This is a genomic window from Mycobacterium sp. UM_Kg27 (genome assembly GCF_000972905.1).
GTDB lineage: Bacteria > Actinomycetota > Actinomycetes > Mycobacteriales > Mycobacteriaceae > Mycobacterium.
In genome coordinates this window covers 1-253 of the sequence record NZ_JRMM01000372.1, presented here as the reverse complement: position 1 = coordinate 253, position 253 = coordinate 1, and the positions used below count along the sequence as shown (strand labels likewise).

Sequence of the window (253 nt, the reverse complement as noted above, 5' to 3'; positions counted from 1 at the left end):
TGAGTTGGCTTGCCTTGCGGGGTGGGCTGGAAGGATGTCATTGTGCCCAGGCCTTATCCGAAAGAGTTCCGTGACGACGTTGTCCGGGTTGCCCGCAACCGCGATCCCGGGGTGACCATCGAACAGGTTGCCACCGATTTCGGGGTGCACCCGATGACGCTGCACAAGTGGCTGCGCCAGGCCGACATCGATGACGGCGTCAAGGCCGGCACCACCACGTTGGAGTCGACCGACCTGCGTGCAGCACGGCAGC

General features: G+C 64.0%; 1 protein-coding gene. It reads left to right on the top strand.

Annotated elements, in window-relative coordinates:
• Positions 1-42: 42 nt before the first annotated feature.
• Positions 43-253 (top strand): IS3 family transposase (locus LI94_RS21690; RefSeq protein ID WP_046302565.1); only part of this gene is annotated, 211 nt, incomplete at its 3' end.